Origin of the sequence: Microvirga sp. 17 mud 1-3 (genome assembly GCF_003151255.1) — a bacterium.
In the GTDB taxonomy this organism is placed as follows: domain Bacteria; phylum Pseudomonadota; class Alphaproteobacteria; order Rhizobiales; family Beijerinckiaceae; genus Microvirga.
This window is the reverse complement of the sequence record NZ_CP029481.1, coordinates 4,149,758-4,164,439: the sequence shown is the minus strand read 5'-3', so window position 1 is coordinate 4,164,439 and position 14,682 is coordinate 4,149,758. Positions and strand designations below refer to the sequence as shown.

At 69.5% G+C, this 14,682-nt stretch carries 11 protein-coding genes; 7 read left to right on the top strand and 4 right to left on the bottom strand.

The features are described from left to right. Nucleotides 1-7 precede the first annotated feature (7 nt). The 4 genes from C4E04_RS19535 (at nt 8) to trpB (ending at nt 3,277) form a co-directional block, all read left to right on the top strand. Entirely contained in the window at nt 8-358 is a 351-nt protein-coding gene (locus C4E04_RS19535; protein WP_109600187.1) for a lipopolysaccharide assembly protein LapA domain-containing protein, read from the top strand. 7 nt (nt 359-365) lie between these two features. After that, nucleotides 366-1,313 (top strand): ornithine cyclodeaminase family protein, encoded by a 948-nt coding sequence (locus C4E04_RS19530; protein WP_109600185.1) that lies wholly within the window; start codon nt 366-368, stop codon nt 1,311-1,313. Between the two features lie 9 nt (nt 1,314-1,322). Continuing rightward, a complete protein-coding gene (locus C4E04_RS19525) occupies nt 1,323-1,985 on the top strand; it encodes a phosphoribosylanthranilate isomerase (RefSeq protein WP_109600183.1) in 663 nt (220 codons plus the stop codon). A gap of 74 nt (nt 1,986-2,059) precedes the next feature. Beyond that, entirely contained in the window at nt 2,060-3,277 is a 1,218-nt protein-coding gene (trpB, locus tag C4E04_RS19520) for a tryptophan synthase subunit beta (protein ID WP_109600181.1), read from the top strand. Nucleotides 3,278-3,663: 386 nt separating this feature from the next. On the opposite strand, the gene C4E04_RS21035 is transcribed toward trpB, so the two are convergent. Continuing rightward, entirely contained in the window at nt 3,664-3,843 is a 180-nt protein-coding gene (locus C4E04_RS21035) for a hypothetical protein (protein WP_162559484.1), read from the bottom strand. On the opposite strand from C4E04_RS21035, the gene trpA reads away from it, so the two are divergent. The 3 genes from trpA to C4E04_RS19505 all read left to right on the top strand — a co-directional run bounded on the left by trpA (nt 3,842) and on the right by C4E04_RS19505 (nt 7,009). Beyond that, the gene (gene trpA, locus C4E04_RS19515; RefSeq protein WP_109600179.1) at nt 3,842-4,681 is read left to right on the top strand and encodes a tryptophan synthase subunit alpha; all 840 of its coding nucleotides are present in this window, start codon (nt 3,842-3,844) and stop codon (nt 4,679-4,681) included. The genes C4E04_RS21035 and trpA overlap by 2 nt on opposite strands. Before the next feature lie 123 nt (nt 4,682-4,804). Then, nucleotides 4,805-5,665 carry an acetyl-CoA carboxylase, carboxyltransferase subunit beta gene (accD, locus tag C4E04_RS19510; protein ID WP_109600177.1) on the top strand — a complete coding sequence of 287 codons (861 nt, stop codon included), beginning with the start codon at nt 4,805-4,807 and terminating at the stop codon, nt 5,663-5,665. Between the two features lie 18 nt (nt 5,666-5,683). After that, nucleotides 5,684-7,009: a folylpolyglutamate synthase/dihydrofolate synthase family protein gene (locus C4E04_RS19505; protein WP_109600175.1), complete on the top strand. Its 1,326-nt coding sequence runs from the start codon at nt 5,684-5,686 to the stop codon at nt 7,007-7,009. A 458-nt stretch (nt 7,010-7,467) separates the two neighbouring features. Here the strand turns inward: C4E04_RS19505 and trxA are convergent, their stop codons facing one another. The 3 genes from trxA to addB all read right to left on the bottom strand — a co-directional run bounded on the left by trxA (nt 7,468) and on the right by addB (nt 14,676). Further along, a complete protein-coding gene (trxA, locus tag C4E04_RS19500; RefSeq protein ID WP_109600173.1) occupies nt 7,468-7,788 on the bottom strand; it encodes a thioredoxin in 321 nt (106 codons plus the stop codon). Nucleotides 7,789-8,002: 214 nt separating this feature from the next. Beyond that, entirely contained in the window at nt 8,003-11,440 is a 3,438-nt protein-coding gene (gene addA / locus C4E04_RS19495) for a double-strand break repair helicase AddA (RefSeq protein WP_109600171.1), read from the bottom strand. Next, nucleotides 11,437-14,676 (bottom strand): double-strand break repair protein AddB, encoded by a 3,240-nt coding sequence (addB, locus tag C4E04_RS19490; RefSeq protein WP_245416168.1) that lies wholly within the window; start codon nt 14,674-14,676, stop codon nt 11,437-11,439. Before addB ends, addA begins: the two co-directional genes overlap by 4 nt. Nucleotides 14,677-14,682 lie beyond the last annotated feature (6 nt).

Here is a 14,682-nt window from a genome sequence, read left to right as displayed (position 1 = left end):
AGGGCTCGTGATTCGGTTTCTCAAGGCGCTCGTTCTCCTGCCGGTGGCGATTCTCATCGTGCTGCTGGCCGTCGCGAACCGCGACCCCGTCACCCTGTCGCTCGATCCGTTCTCGCGCGAGGCGCCGGAAATCGCCGCGCAGCTGCCCCTCTTCGCGATCATCTTCGCGGCCGTGATGGTGGGCGTGGTGATCGGCGGCACCGCCACCTGGCTCGCCCAGGGCAAACACCGGCGTGCCCGCCGTCAGTTCCGCCGGGAGGTCACCCAGCTGCGCAGCGAGACCGAGCGCCTGCGGACCCAGAGCCGGCCCTCCTCGTCCCTGCCGTCCCTCCCGTCGTCCCAGACCCCCACCTTCTAAGAGTCTCATGCGCGTCATCACTTCTGCCGAGATCGACCGGGTCCTCACATGTCCGGACCTGGTCGATGCCCTCGCCGATGCCTTTCGCGGCGACATGGTCGCGCCGGTCCGTCACCATCACGAGATCGAGCGGCCGGGGAAGGACGCCACGCTCCTGCTCATGCCCGCCTGGACCGGCCCCACGGCCGCGGAGGGCTTCGTGGGCGTGAAGGTGGTCTCGGTCTTTCCCGATAACGGCGCCCGCAGCCTTCCCAGCGTCATGGGCACCTACCTGCTCATGGACGGCGCGACCGGCGAGCCGCTCGCGGCCCTCGACGGCACGCGGCTGACCGTGTGGCGCACGGCCGCCGCCTCGGCGCTGGCGGCGCGCCACCTCGCCCGGAAGGATGCGGAGAGCATGGTCATGGTCGGGTCAGGCGCCCTCGCGCCCTTCCTGATCCGCGCCCATATGAGCCAGCGCCCGATCCGCCGGGTGGCGCTCTGGAACCACCGCCCTGAGCGGGCCGAGAGCCTCGCGGCCCAGCTTAGGGACGAGGGCCTGCCCGTGACGGTGACGACGGATCTCGAAGGTGCGGTCCGCCAGGCGGACCTTGTCTCCTGCGCGACCCTCTCGACCGCGCCCATCGTCAAGGGCGAATGGCTGAAGGCGGGCGCGCATCTCGACCTCGTCGGCGCCTTCAACCTCTCCATGCGCGAGGCCGACGACGAGGCCTTGCGTCGGGGCGAGGTCTATGTGGACACGCCTGCCGCAAGGCGCGAGGGCGGCGACGTGGCCGTGGCGCTGAAGAGCGGCGCCATCCCCGAGAGCCACCTGAAGGGCGACCTGTTCTCCATCTGCGCCAGCCCGCCGGCGCGGGCCGGGGAGGCGATCACGGTGTTCAAGTCCGTCGGCGCCGCCCTCGAGGATCTGGCTGCGGCGATGCTGGTCTGGCGTCGGATCGGCCAGACGTCGTAACATGCGGCCATGGACACCCTGATCAAGATTTGCGGGATCTCGACCCCCGAGACGCTGGACGCCGCCTTGAATGCCGGCGCCGATCTCGTGGGCTTCGTGCGCTATTCCCGGAGCCCGCGCCATGTGGAGCTCGACCAGGGCCGGGCTCTGTCGCGCCAGGCGAAGGGCCGGGCGCAGCGGGTCGTCCTCCTGGTCGATCCGCAGGACGAGGCGATCGCCGAGGCGGTCGAGGCCCTCGATCCCGACCTTCTCCAGCTCCACGGCCATGAGAGCCCGGACCGGGTGCGGGAGATCCGCGCCCGCTTCGGACGCCCGGTCATGAAGGCCGTGGGAATCGCCGAGGAAGCCGATCTCGCGGCCCTGGCGCCTTACGGCGAGGCCGCCGACCGCCTTCTCCTCGACGCCAAGCCCCCCCGCCGGGCCGATGCGTTGCCGGGCGGTAACGGGCTCGCCTTCGACTGGCGGGTCCTGGCCGCCCTCGATCCGTCCATATCCTACATGCTCTCCGGCGGGCTGACGCCCGACAACGTGGCCGAGGCCATCCGCCTGACGGGCGCAAGGGCCGTCGACGTCTCGACCGGGGTGGAGAGCGCCCTGGGGATCAAGGACCCGGCCCGGGTCGAGGCCTTCATCCGTGCGGCCCGTGCGGCCTATGGGACCGAGGGGCGATAAAAACCGCGCATTCGCGTGCGAAATCCGGTATCGGTTCCGGCGAATGTGAACAACCAGCGCAAGGCAGGACAGGCGTGACAGCTCAAGCCCAACCCAATTCCTTCCGCACCGGCCCGGACGAGCGCGGCCATTTCGGGATATTCGGCGGCCGCTTCGTGGCCGAGACCCTGATGCCGCTCATCCTCGATCTGGAGAAGGCCTACGAGGACGCCAAGGCCGATCCGGCCTTCCATGCCGAGATGGCGTCCATGATGGCGACCTATATCGGCCGGCCGAGCCCGCTCTATTTCGCCGAGCGCATGACGGAGCATCTCGGCGGCGCCAAGATCTACTTCAAGCGCGAAGAGCTGAACCACACGGGCGCCCACAAGGTGAACAACGTGCTGGGCCAGATCCTCCTCGCCCGCCGCATGGGCAAGAAGCGCATCATCGCCGAGACCGGCGCCGGCCAGCACGGAGTCGCGACCGCGACCCTCTGCGCCCGCTACGGGCTGGAATGCATCGTCTACATGGGCGCCGTCGACGTGGAGCGGCAGAAGCCCAACGTGTTCCGCATGAACATGCTGGGCGCCAAGGTGGTGCCGGTGCAGTCCGGCACCAAGACCCTCAAGGACGCCATGAACGAGGCCCTGCGCGACTGGGTCACCAACGTGGCCGATACCTTCTACTGCATCGGCACGGTGGCAGGGCCGCACCCCTATCCGGCCATGGTACGCGACTTCCAGTCCGTCATCGGCACCGAGACCCGCGAGCAGATGATGCAGGCGGAGGGCCGCCTGCCGGATTCGCTCATCGCCTGCGTGGGCGGCGGCTCCAACGCCATCGGGCTGTTCCACCCCTTCCTGGACGACCGGAGCGTCGAGATCTACGGCGTCGAGGCGGCGGGCCACGGGCTCGACAAGCTCCATGCGGCCTCCCTCACGGGCGGTCGCCCGGGCGTGCTGCACGGCAACCGCACCTATCTGCTGATGGACGATGACGGGCAGATCCAGGACGCCCATTCGATTTCGGCCGGCCTCGATTATCCGGGCATCGGGCCGGAGCATGCCTGGCTGCACGACATGGGCCGGGTCAATTACATCTCGGCCACCGACCAGGAGGCGCTCGACGCCTTCCAGCTCTGCTCGCGGCTCGAAGGTATCCTGCCGGCGCTGGAATCGAGCCACGCCCTCGCCAAGGTCATCGAGCTCGCGCCGAAGAAGCCCAAGGACCACCTCATGGTCGTCAACATCAGCGGCCGCGGCGACAAGGACGTCCCGCAGATCGCCGAGATCCTGGGCGTGAAGCTGTAGGAGCTTCGCTCCTTGTCCGAGATGATATGGTGACGCTTGTCATCCCCGGCCTTGTGCCGGGGATTTCTTTTTGTGGGGTTGCACTCTGCCGTCATTCCGGGGCCGCGCAGCGGAGCCCGGAATCCATAAACGCTGACGGTGTCGAATAGATCGCAACGGAAGCCGCAGCAGCTTGTTCTGAACCGCTCGTGTTTATGGGTTCCGGGTTCGCCTACGGCGCCCCGGAATGACGGGGAGGCGCTGCTCCCCTTTCACCTCTCCCGTGTGGGAGAGGTCGGACCGAAGGTCCGGGTGAGGGTTGCGCCTTCTCCGGACAACGCTCTCCCCTCACCCCTGCCCCTCTCCCAATGGGAGAGGGGGAAGAGTGGCGGGGACTCTCCGCCCCCTCAGCCGTTCAGCATCATGGCGATGAACAGCTCCGGGTCGAGGCAGAATTCCCGCAGCAGGCGGAAATGCTGGGTCTCCTCCAGGCACACACACGCCTTTATCCCCTGTTGCGCATGGGCCGGGGCAGATGCGATATCCCTGTCCACTTCCCCGCCGGACCATGCTAAAGACCCGCCCATGACACAGCGCATCGAAGCCCGTTTCGAGACCTGCCGCCGGGAAGGCCGCGCCGCTCTCGTCACCTACGTCATGGCGGGGGATCCGGACCCGGAGACCTCGCTCGCCATTCTGAAGAGCCTGCCGAAGGCCGGGGCCGATATCGTCGAGTTCGGCCTGCCCTTCACGGACCCGATGGCCGACGGCCCGGCCATCCAGGCGGCGGGCCTGCGTGCCCTCAAAGTCGGCCAGACGACGGCTAAGACCCTCGATCTGGTGCGCCGCTTCCGGGCCGAGGACGCCGAGACGCCCGTGATCCTCATGGGCTATTTCAACCCGATCTACGTCTACGGGGTCGAGCGCTTCCTGGCCGACGCCAAGGAGGCGGGGATCGACGGGCTGATCGTGGTCGATCTGCCGCCCGAGGAGGATGACGAGCTCTGCCTGCCGGCCCTGAAAGCGGGCCTCGCCTTCATCCGTCTCGCCACTCCGACCACGGACGACCGGCGCCTGCCGACGGTTCTCGCCAACACGGCCGGGTTCGTCTATTACGTCTCCATCACGGGCATCACCGGGGCGGCGACGCCGGATTTCGGCAAGGTCGCCACGGCGGTGGAGCGCATCAAGCGCCATACGCCCCTGCCTGTGGTGGTCGGCTTCGGCGTGAAGAGCGGCGCCCATGCGGCGGCGGTCGCCGAAGGGGCCGACGGGGTCGTGGTCGGCTCGGCGCTGATCGATGCCCTGAAAGGCACCCTCGATGAGGAAGACCGCGCCACCTCGCGCAGCGTCGAGGCCGTCACCACATTGGTGAAGGAGCTGAGCGAGGGCGTGCGGTCCGTGGCCAAGCGCGCGGCAGCGTAAGACTTCTCGCGGCAGCGTAACATTCATCAGGCGTCGTGGCCGGGCCTCCCGGTCATTCACGTCCTGCCACGCCTCAGGCGTGGATGCCCGGAATGAGTCCGGGCATGACGAAAGGGTAAAGTCATGAACTGGATTTCCGAAGTCGTCCGGCCGAAGATCAAAACGCTCTTCAAGCGCGAGACGCCGGACAATCTCTGGATCAAGTGTCCGGATACGGGCCAGGTGGTCTTCCACAAGGACGTGGAGGCGAACCAGTGGGTGATCCCCGGTTCCAACCACCACATGCGCATCTCGGCCACCCAGCGGCTAGGCCTGGTCTTCGACGGCGGCACCTGGCTCGACGTGGCCCTGCCGGAAGTGGCCGTGGACCCGCTCAAGTTCCGCGACGAGAAGCGCTACGTGGACCGCCTGAAGGACGCCCGCGCCAAGACCGGCCAGCAGGACGCCTTCAAGGTCGGCTTCGGCCGCGTCGAGGACGTGCCCATGACGGTTGCCGTGCAGGATTTCGGCTTCATGGGCGGCTCCCTCGGCATGGCGGCGGGCGAGGCCTTCGTGAAGGGGGCCGAGACGGCTCTCGAGAAGAAGACCCCTTACGTGCTCTTCGCGGGCTCCGGCGGCGCCCGCATGCAGGAGGGCATCCTGTCCCTCATGCAGATGCCCCGCACGACTGTGGCCGTGCGGCGCCTGCGCGATGCGCGCCTGCCCTACATCGTGGTGCTCACCAACCCGACCACCGGCGGCGTCACGGCCTCCTACGCCATGCTGGGCGACGTGCAGCTCGCTGAGCCCGGCGCGCTCATCGGCTTCGCGGGCCCGCGGGTCATCGAGCAGACCATCCGCGAGAAGCTGCCCGACGGCTTCCAGCGCGCCGAATATTTGAAGGACCACGGCATGGTCGACATGGTGGTGCACCGGCACGACCTGAAGCCCACCATCGCCCGGCTCTCCCGCCTTCTCACGAAGGCGGCCGCCAAGGCTGCGTAACCGGAACAGGGCAGGGTGATGGATTCCTCCGATGCGCTGATCGCGCGCTTTCTCGCCCTGCACCCGAAGACCATCGATCTGTCGCTCGGGCGCATTCAGCGGCTTCTGGCCCAGCTGGGGCACCCGGAGCGCCGGCTGCCGCCGACGATCCACGTGGCGGGCACCAACGGCAAGGGATCGACCATCGCGTTCATGCGGGCGATCCTGGAGAGCGCCGGGCTTGCGGTCCATGTCTATACCTCGCCCCATCTGGTGCGCTTCCATGAGCGCATCCGTCTCGGCCGCATCGGCGGCGGGCGCTATGTGGGGGAGGAGCGGCTCGTCGAAGCCCTGCGCCACTGCGAGAAGGTGAACGACGGCGCGCCGATCACGGTCTTCGAGATGACCACGGCGGCGGCGCTCCTGCTCTTCTCCGAAGAACCCGCCGACGTGCTGCTGCTGGAGGTGGGCCTGGGCGGCCGCTACGACGCCACCAACGTGATCGACGCGCCCGCGGCGGCCGTTGTCACCTCCATCGGCCACGACCACGCGGAATATCTTGGCACGACGCTGGAGGGCATCGCCCGCGAGAAGGCCGGCATTTTCAAGCGCGGCTGCCCGGCCGTCATCTCGGCGCAGGATTATGTTGCGGCCGACGACACCCTGCGGGACGAGGCCGAGCGGGTCGGAGCCGCGCCGATCCTCGTCGGAGCGCAGGATTTCTCCGTGCACGAGGAGGGCGGGCGCCTCGTCTACCAGGACGAGAGAGGCCTTCTCGACCTGCCCCTGCCGAAGCTCGTGGGGCGCCATCAATACATCAATGCGGGCACGGCCGTGGCGGCTCTCAGAGTTGCGGGCTTCGAGCGCTTCGAGACCTCGGCCTTCGAGGCCGGGCTCGTGCGGGCCGAGTGGCCGGGCCGCCTGCAGCGGCTCGCCAAGGGCCGCCTGCCGGAGATCGCGCCGCAGGGCTGCGAGATCTGGCTCGACGGCGGCCACAATGCCGATGGCAGCCGGGTGCTGGCCGCCGCCATGGCGGACCGGAGCGAGAGCAGCGACGCGCCCCTGGTGCTGATTGCCGGAATGCTCGGCACCAAGGATTCTGAGACCTTCTTCAAGAACTTCCAGGGCCTCGCCCGGGAGGTGATCGCGGTGCCGATCCCCGGCCAGATCGCCGCCCGCCCGGCCGAGGAGGTGGCGGGCATCGCCGGAAGCGTGGGGCTGACAGTCTCCACCAAGCCCAGCGTCGAGGCGGCTCTGGCTTCCCTGCACGACTATGTCTGGGACCGTCCTCCCCGCATCCTCATCTGCGGCTCCCTCTACCTCATCGGCGAAGTCCTGGCCGCCAACGGCACGCTGCCGGAATAGGGAAGGGCTGCCTTTGCGGGGGTTATGCACTGCCACCCTCCGGTCATTCTGGGACGGTGCGTGCCTCCCCGTCATTCCGGGGCCGCGCAGCGGAGCCCGGAACCCATAACCGCTGACGAGGCAAGATAAAGCGCAGCGTTTCTCGCACTGTCTTGTTCTGAGACGCTTGTGGTTATGGGTTCCGGGCCCAGCTCTCCGAGCTGTCCCGGAATGACGGGAAGCGCCAACCTGCTCTCCTCCCCCTTGTGGGGAGGAGGTAGAGGCGTTGGCTCTGAATTTTCAGAACGAAGCGCTCACACCCCCACCCTAGCCCTCCCCACAAGGGGGAGGGGATTGCGTCGCGCTTACGCTCCTCGCGTTGCGCCCTATCCCGGGTTGCAAGGCCTCTCCGGAAAGGTGAACGGACGGCATGAAAAAGGGGCCTTGCGGCCCCTTTTGGCATTCCGGTGCGTGGGAGGTCAGGCCGAGGCCTGGATCCACTTGGCGAGGTCGCCCTTGGGAGCGGCGCCGATCTTCTGGGCCACGACCTTGCCGTCCTTGAACATCATCAGCGCCGGGATCGAGCGGATGCCGAACTGGGAGGAGACCTGCGGGTTCTCGTCCACGTTGAGCTTCACGATCTTCACCTTGCCGGCCATCTCGTTGGAAATCTCTTCCAGCGCCGGGCCGATCATACGGCAGGGGCCGCACCACTCGGCCCAGAAATCGACCACGACGGGCTCGGAGGAATTCAGCACATCCTGCGAGAAGCTCGCATCGGTCACCTTCACGGTCGCCATACCATCACCTTTGTCTTTGAGAGTGCGACTCACAGCCGAGCCGCGCGACGATAGGTTCAACGTAAGAACCGGGCAGGGCGGAATCAAGCAACGGTCCTGTGAGCCGGGCTTCTTGGAGCCTCGGCCGGGACATCGCGCTCACGGCCGAGGCTCCAAGCTTTGTTTGCGAGCATCTTTCCGCACAAAACCGGTTCCCACTTTTGCGCACGATGCCCTAGGCGGCCACGAAGGTGAGCGCCGCATCCATCTCCGGCTCCTGCAATTCGTGGATGACCGGACCGGCGGTCCAGATCAGGAAGGCCCGCACGGTTTTCTGGGGATAGATCTCCTGGAGGAGCCGCCGGTAGAGGGCGAGCTGGGTCACGTAGGCCCGCGGCGGTGGCTGGCCGGGCCGCGGCGGGCGGGCCGTGGTCTTGAAATCCGCCACCAGAACCTCCGTGTCGCCCACGGCGAGGCGGTCGATCTGGCCGGAGACCATCATGGGGCTGTCCGCGGTCTCGATGCGCCCGGCAATCGGCGCCTCGGCGCGGGAGCCCGGCCCGAAGAGCGGGCTCACGGCCTCGTGATCGATCACCCCCAGCGCATGGGCCACCACGGCCTCGCGCAACTCCTCCGGCAGGCGGGGCGCGCGGGCCCTCACGTAGGCGCGGGCCATGGGCTCCCGCCGCTCCTGCGGCAGGCCCGGCAGGCGCTCCAGCAGGGCGTGGATCAGGGTGCCGCGCAGGCGCGCCTCCGGCGCATAGGGGCCGTCCCCAGGCCGGGTCAGCCGGTCGGCGGCCCCCAGCGCGCTGGAAGGCCTGATCGGCGGCAGAGGCTCGGGCTCCGGCACGGCGATCTCGGTGAGCCAAGCGGGAATCTCGGCCGGCGGCAGGAGGGGCGCCTCTTCCGCCGGACCCGCGAGGCCCGCGGGAGCATCCTCCCAAAGCACCAAGGGCTCGAAGGGCTTGGCGGGCAGTTCCTGGCCCTGGTTGGCATGGAGCCAGCCGCGGCGGACCATCTCGCACCAAGCCTCCTGTGGCGAATCCTTATGGCCCGTCAGGTAGGGCGCGATCACCAGCCGGTCCTTGGCCCGGGTCATGGCCACGTAGAGGAGCCGGTTGTGCTCCTCCAGGGCCTTGGCATGGAGCGCGTCCCGGGCCTCGCTCATGGCGCGGCAGTCGGACGACTTGCCCGGCGCCCAGACCGGGAAGGTGCCGTCCACGCCTGCCAGCCGGAGCAGGGGCGGGTCCCGGCCCAGCACGTCGCAGCCGTCGATGAGGATGACGACGGGCGCTTCCAGGCCCTTGGCCCCGTGCACGGTCATCACGCGCACCTCGTCATTGGTGGAATCGAGGTCGCGCTTGATGGTGTGGGCGGCGGATTCGAACCGGTTGAGGAACACCGTGAGGGAAGGCGTCTCGGTCTGCTCGGATTGATGGGCGAAGCACAGGAAGGCGTCGATGGCGTCCCCAGCCTCGCTGCCGAGTCGGGAGACGAGCTTCGCCCGCCCGCCCATGGGGCCGAGCAGGGTGGCGAAGAACCCGAAAGGTCCCTGCTGGCGGGCAAGGCCCCGCCAGGCCCCCAGGGCGTCGAGGGCCGAGAGCGCCGCCTTGTCGCCCGAGAGCGCGTGCCGCTCCAGGGCCAAGAGAAGAGATTCCTCGTCCGGGCGGCCGGCCGCGATGCGGATCAGGTCGTCGTCGTTAAGCCCCACCAGGGGCGACTTGAGGGCGGTCGCGAGGGTGAGGTCGTCCTCCGGCAGCAGGGCCGCACGTCCCGCCGCCACGAGGTCGAGCACGGCGATATGCTCGCCGATATTGAGCCGGTCCGCGCCCGCCACCGGCACGCCGGCTTCCTTCAGGGCGCGGATCGCGGCCTCGAAGGCGGCCCCGCGCTTGCGCACGAGCACCAGCACGTCCCCGGCCTTCCAGAGGCGGCCGGTTCCGTCGCCCTTCGTGGTCCAGGTCTGGACCGCCTTGGCGATCCGTCGCGCCACCATCACGGGCGGGGCCAGCTGCTCCTGGCCGTCCACCGGCAGCACCCAGGCCTCCGGCTCCTCCTCGTCGGCGGGCGTCTCGGTCGGCCAGAGCTCCACCTGCCCCGGCGCATGGGGGCGGGCGGTCTCGTGCACGGTGCCGACGGCCGTGTCCTCGAAGGACAGGCCCTTGAAGTTCTCGGCCACCGAGAAGGTGGCATCCACGGCCTTGAGCACTGCCCGCGTGGAGCGGAACGAGACCGTGAGGCGCACATCCTCGAAGCGGAGCGTCGCGGCCGCGACCTTGCGCTTCCAGGCCTGACGGCTCGTCTCGAATTCCTGCGGGGCGGCGCCCTGGAAGCCGTAGATGGACTGCTTCGGATCGCCCACGGCGAAGAGGGTGCGGGCCTGCCGCCCGCGCGCCCCGTGGCCGGCCGTGAAATCCTCCGTGATCTTCCGCAGGATCGCCCATTGCTCGGGGTTCGTGTCCTGCGCCTCGTCGATGAGCACGTGGTCGATGCCCCGGTCGAGCTTGTAGAGGATCCAGCCCGCATCGTGGCGTGAGAGGAGCGTCAGCGTCCGGTCGATGAGATCCTGGAAATCGAGCGCGCCGTAGCTCGCCTTGGCGCGCTCCACCCGCGCGCCGATCTCGGCCGCCAGGGTGAAGAGCGCCGTCGTGCGCTCCAGGGCCCGGGCGGCCCTGCGCTTGTCCGCGAGGCGCGCGAGGCGCGCCTGTTCGTCGAGCAGCCGCTCCTTCAGGGCAGGATCCACGGATTTGGTGACGAGGCGCGATTCGGCCCGCGGCGTGCCGTCGGATTCCTTCATGAAGACCGCGAGATAGTGCCGGAGCCTGTCCTCGGCGCCCTGCGCCTCGCAGGCGGCCACGAAGGAGGCGGCGCGCTCCTGGTCGGTCGCCTTGCCGCGCCGCAATTCCTCAGCGATGGCGGGCCATTCGGCCGGTGGAAGGCCGCCCTCCAGCATGGCGCGCTCGACGGCCGCAAGATCCTCGCCGGGCGCGAGCCCGAGCGCCGCCCGAAGCCGCTCGAGACCGGCCGGGAGGCCGCCGGGCGCGTGGAGGAAGTCCTTGCAGCGCAGGGCCGCGTTGAGGGCATCTGACAGGGCCTCGCCGGCTGCTTCCGTGCTCACGAGGGCGAGCGCGTCGTTCAGTTCGGGATAGGCGCCGCTCGCCGCATCCGCGAGGACATTGGCGGTCTCCTGCGCCAGCATCTCGTCCGTCTGGCTCTCGTCGAGCACCGCGAAGCGGGCCGGCACGTTGGCCTCGAAGGGCACCAGATGCAGAAGCCGCTCGCAGAAGGCGTGGATGGTGTCGATCTTGAGCCCGCCCGGCGTCTCCACGGCCCGCGCGAAGAGCGTGCGGGCCAAGCGCATCTGCGCGCGGTCCGGGCGTATGCCTTCGAGCTCGGTGAGCTCCGCCACGAGGCTTTCGTCGTCCATCGTGACCCAGCGGCCGAGGCGCTCGAAGACGCGGATCGCCATGTTGGCGGCCGCCGCCTTGGTGAAGGTGAGGCAGAGGATGCGCCCGGGCGGCGAGCCGGCGAGCAGGAGCCGCACCACCCGGTCGGTCAGCACCTTCGTCTTGCCGGCGCCCGCATTGGCCGACACCCAGGCGGAGGCGCGCGGATCGGCGGCGCGGCGCTGCGCCTCTCTCGTATGCTCGGGAACGACGAGGTCGAGGCTCATGCGAAGCCCTCCCCGCCGCCGTTGCTGGCGAGCGACCATTCCTTCACGCGGGCGAGGTGGTCGTATTCCGAGAAGCGCCGTGCATATTTCGGGAAGGGCCGCGACACGTAGGCCGCTTCGCCGGCCGCGTAGCGCGCGATCATGCCTTCGAAGCGGCGGGTATGCTCCTGCACGATGTCGGGGACGCTGCGCGTCTCGTCACGGCCAGGCCCGATCTCGCGCACCTTGATGGGCTCGCGCCCGCCCGTGGTGTGGACATAGACCAGGTCCGGCGCTTCCTTGGCAGCGGGCACGTCCTTGAACGCGCCCTTCATCAGCATCATCGCCTCGAGGGTGAGCTGGGGCGAGAAGCCCGCATAGACCTCGCGGATTCCTGGCGGCTGCCCGGTCTTGAAGTCGATGATCGCGAACCCGCCGTCGCGCCGCTGCTCGATCCGGTCGGCGCGGGCGCGCAGGACGAAGACGCTGCCGTCGGCGAGCCGGATAGGCAGCGCGCCTGACCGCTCGGGATGGACCTCTGCGATAGACGGGCGGCGCGCCCGCTCCCATTCGACGAAGGCGGCGGCGAGCCGGGTGAAGCGCGGCCACCATTCCGCATAGAGTTCGGGAAAGGCCTCGGCGATCCCCGCAAAGGCCTGCACGCCGCGGCCGAGCAGGTCTTCGAGGGCGAGTTCGGGCAGCGCACGCGGGTAATCGGCCGCGAAGGTGCCGAGCACGTCGTGGATGATCGTGCCGCGATCGGCGGCGCCGGGAGCGACCGCGATTGCCTCCAGGGCATCGAGCTTCAGGATGTGCCGCGCAAAGATCGAATAGGGGTCACGCAGCAGGGTCTCGATCTCGGTGACGCTCAAGGAGCGTGGGAACAGAGCCGGGTCCGGCATCGGCCGTGGCCGCGCGAGCGGTGGGACCCGGCGCGGCGCATCGAGGCTGCGCGCAAGGTGGCGGTAGCGCTCGCCCGCCCGCATCATGCCGTCCCAGGCTTCTCTGCCCGCGAAGGCCTTGAGACGCTGGAGAAAGCGCGAGGGCACCATGGGCGAGCCGTCCCGCTTCTGCGCGCGGGTGACGATGACGTCGGGCGTGCCGAGCGCCTGCACGAAATCGTGCGCCGTCTGGCCGATCCGCCGTTCGGGCGGCGCGAGGCCGATGCGGGCGCGCATGGGCCGGTTGAGGAACGAGTCGGTCACCGTGCGCGGCGGCCAGGTGCCCTCGTCGAGCCCGCCGAGGACGACCCGGTCGACCGAGAGAAGGCGCGCTTCGAGCAGGCCGAAGATCTTGAGCCGGCGATGGGTGGAGCGCGCGGAGGGGCTCAAGGTCTGCTGCCGGGCGAGCGCCGTGAAGAAGGCCGGATAATCGGCGAAGCGCCCCTGGAGAGGCTGGTCTTCCTCCCGGCGGATCTCGGAATATTGCAAGTCGTCGAACAGGGCTTCGAGAGCTTCCAGGGAGGAATCGCGCTCGACCCGCTCTGCCTCCTCGGGCGGCAGGTCGGTCAGGGCTGCGACGGTGCAGCGGTGCGCCTCCGTGAGGCCGATGAGATCGAGGATGCCCTCGCCGGTCCTGTCCGGAAGGAAGTCGCCGAAGGCGATGTCGAGGCGTTCGAGCAGCGCATCGGCGAGGTCCCATTCCTCGGCCGTGAGCCTCCGGCGCGGACGCGGCGTGCGCCGGTCGGTTCCGGCGCGGTTCTCCGCCAGGGCGCGGCGCATGCCCTCGAAGCCGGGGGCCGGCGCAGGGCCGCGCAGCACGCCGATTTCGAGGACGCCCGCGGCGCGCTCCACGGTCTCGCGCGGCCAGCCGAGGCGCACCATCGGATGGGCCAGAAGCGCCAGGACGCGCAGGGGCTTCAGGTCGTCCGCGGCGGCATCGGCCGAAAGGCGCGCCAGGCGCCCGGCCGCCGTTTCCGAGAGGGGAAGACCGGCCGAATCCTCCACCGCAAGGCCCCAGCGGGCGAGTTCCGCCGCGACCCGGGTCGCGAGGGCCCGGTCGGGCGTCACGAGGGCGGCCGTGCGGCCCGGCTCGGCCAGGGTCTCGCGCAGGGCGACCGCAATGGCGAAGGCCTCCTCGCGCTCGTCCGCCGCCTCGACCACCGTGAGGCCGGCGCAGCCCTCCCGGGCGAGGGCCAGGCGCTCGTCCGTGGGCATGTGGGACCAGCGGTCGGTGGTGCTCGCGGGCCGCAGGGCCTCGGAGAGCATGCGGCTTCGCGCCCGCGCTGTCCCGGACGCTTCGCCCAGCACCGTAATGGCCTCGCGCGGCACGCGCAGGTGCCGGTCCACCAGGCGCCGCAGGGTCGCCTGCGGGTGGCTGTGCACGGGATCCGTCTCGCTGTCCGCGATGTCGCCGATGCAGGCCCAGCTCTCCTCGTCGAGATCCGTGTCGAGCCCGGGCAGGACGATGGCGCCTTTCGGCAGCCGCGCGATCGCTGCAATCAGATTGGCCGTGGCCGGAACCGAGCCCGTGGAGCCCGCGACGATCATGGGATGCGCCGGGCGCTCGCGCAGAAGCCGCCGCGCCTCCGCGTCGATGAGCGCAATACGCCGGGCGGCCGGATCGCTCGCCTGCCGCTCGGTCAGGATCTTCGGCCAGTTCTCGCTGACGATCTGCACGAAATTGCGCGTGATGCGGAAATACTCGGAGTAATCCGCATCCACGGCCCGTTCGAGGGCATGCCAGTCGATGCCTTCCGTCGTGAAGGAATCCATCAGGCCTTCGAGATCCCCCGCGAGGCTCACGGCATCGGCGGGCGAGCCCGGAACCAGGAAGGGCATGTCGGGGCCGAGCTGCAGCAGCGCCCTGTCCACCTCCGCCGACCAGCGCTGGATGAGGCGCGTCAGGATGAGCCGGCGCTCGAGCGGCGGAATGGGCGGCTTGAGGGAGGCGGCCTCCTCAAGGGGCGTGCCTTCGAGGCCCGTCAGTTCGAACTCGGCCTCGTCCGCCTCGCCGAGGGGCACGATGCGCGGCAAAAGCTGCGCCCGCCCGCCGCCGCGTTCGGCAAGAAGCGCCACGAGCGCCCGCGTGGCGCGCCGGGTCGGGAGATAGAGCGTGACGTCCGCAAGTGCTGCCGGATCATCCGCGAGAGGGCCGACGAGGCGCCCGTCGAGCAGCGCGTCGACGAGGGTCGGCAGAAAGGGGGAGCCGGCCGGAATGGAGAAGATGCGCGTCGGCGGTGCATCGGCACGTCCGGAAAAAAGATCACGACCCTGCGGTGATGCAGATCCTTCTGTCCGGGTCGTGCTCGGCATCATGAGACC